At 59.4% G+C, this 1809-nt stretch carries 1 protein-coding gene; it reads left to right on the top strand.

The genetic code is table 11. The features are described from left to right. Positions 1-814 precede the first annotated feature (814 nt). Positions 815-1809, top strand: a 995-nt coding sequence (locus tag ACXJKO_RS31540) for a DNA translocase FtsK (protein ID WP_457094940.1), incomplete at its 3' end; no start/stop codon positions are given.

Here is a 1809-nt window from a genome sequence, read left to right on the forward strand (position 1 = left end):
AGACAAAGAACCTCATAAGACCCCCGCCGCTGTGCAGCACCAGAGCCCCGAGGCCTCCATCCGGTCAACCACCGCAGTGGCCGCCGTCGATGAATGTGTATCTAAGTGATCCGCTTTTGGAAGTCAACGCTCAATCAGAGAATTTCTCAGATTTTTGCGAGCGCCGCATCGTCAGACGAAGTTTAGATAAAGCAATGCCGTTCACAGAAACAGTATTGTTTCTATGTTATACTTATCGAGACAGCTTACGCTGATCGATGAATATTCGAAATTGCCGTCAGAGGAGCCCTTCGATCTCTCGAATTGCTTCGAGGTCGAGGGTTCATGTCGTGGATGGAGATAAGAGACTTATCTTCATCTGGAGACAAGCGTGCCTGCTCATGCATTTCTGCGTGAACCGGACGTCGCGCTGTCTGGATGTGGCGCTGACCCGCATCAGCGGTGCGCCAGGGATGCGCCGATATAAGCGATTCGTTTTTTTATGCAAGTGAAGATCGCAGGCCGACGGTTCGGGTAACGGCGCATGTCGTCCTGAAGGACATATGGGGATGGTCTCCCATTATATAAGGGGAGGGGGCTGGTCTCGGGTGGGGACATTGGGGATGAGGCGTCTGGCCCTAAGGCTCTTTTTACCTTTAGTGGGTGTAACTGCGAGGGACCAACCCCGAGGGCTGAATGCCTCAGCCCCAACATCATAATGACAATGCATTTCAGACGCCGGCCCTCCTCCTCCGCCCTAGAAGGTTACGACTCTCCGACAGGTGAAAGTGCTCAGGCCCCGCTTCAGGATCCCACATGGGGTCAGAAGCCGCCTGTGTCATCGGAGGTGCGGTATACCCGCACCCCTGACCGTGTATTGAAGGAGCGCCTGAAGCAGGCCGCTCCGCTGCCCGTCGAGAAGCCTGTCCTCGATAAGAAGCCTGAAGCCGCTCGCTCCGAAGCGCCTCGCACTGCTGCGCCTCAGCCGGTTGCTCCGGCGAGCCGTGGTGATGCCGCGCAGCGCCCGGAGCCTGCACAGRGACCAGGCGTTCACTTCGGACGTACACCGACCCGCATGTCTCCGCAGGCTTCAGCACGTCTGAGGAACGAGACGGCTCCGTCCGGAACGCCGGCCGTCGAGCCGCAGGCGCAACCTGTTGCGAAAACATCGAACCCGCTGATCGTCCGCAAGCCGGCCGGGCAGGGCGCTCCCGCGACAGCAAAGTCTGCTCCGCTCGATCTGCCGGCTGTTCAGCAGTCTTATTCCTTCCYGTGGCAGCCGGGCACTTACCTCATCGATCCGAGTCTGCAGCCGCAGTCCGAAGCGGCGATCGAGAAAAGTGCTGACGCGCCCCTGCCTCCCGTCAGGAAGGCTGCGGCGCAACGCGTCATCACGCGCGCTCCGACTCCTGCGCCAGCGCCACGTCCCGAGCCCGTTCAAATTGAAACTGCCCCCTGGGATGATGAACCGGACGATCTCGACGACATCGATGAAGAACGCATCGAAGTTCCGCGTGCCGCGCCTCCCGTGAAGCCGACGCCGCGCGTCGCGAATGTCAGGACCGCACCGACGCCGGCGAACGACAGTTTCAGCAAGGCGCATGCGTCGGTTCCTGCCGGAGCTTCATTCGATTTCGAACTTCCCGATTTGGACCTTCTGGCAGAACCGCACGCGGAGAACAGTGTCGAGGTGCCGCCTGAAGTTCTGCAGGAAAATGCCGCGGCGCTGGAGAACGTGCTGTGGGATTTCAATGTCAAAGGCGAAATCATCAACGTTCATCCCGGTCCTGTTGTGACGTTGTATGAGCTGGAGCCGGCGCCGGGGACGAA

The organism is Microvirga sp. P5_D2 (assembly GCF_054049475.1).